Genomic DNA, 238 nt, shown 5'->3' on the forward strand with positions numbered 1-238 from the left:
TCGCCCGCACAGCGGTCGGCCCGGAAGCAGCGCAGCGGCTCCGTAGCGACGACGGGTGGGGCGCACTGGAGGCAGCTCTCCGCGACGCCGAGCGTGCCGGCTACGACCCAGCCGACGCCCTCGCACAGGCGTGGATGTCCGGCACACTCGAGAACGCTCGAAGCGAGCCCGCGATCCTGTCCGCACGTATTCGCGAGGACATCACCGCCTACTCGGCCGAATTCGGGCAGCCAGAGGC

General features: G+C 71.0%; 1 protein-coding gene. It reads left to right on the plus strand.

Going from position 1 to position 238, the window contains the following annotated elements; translation table 11 throughout:
- A partial coding sequence (locus ACZ2V4_RS11920; RefSeq protein ID WP_490514981.1) for a hypothetical protein occupies positions 1-238 on the plus strand: 238 nt, incomplete at both ends.

Source organism: Macrococcus sp. CoH-51_TC_04 (genome assembly GCF_058188655.1).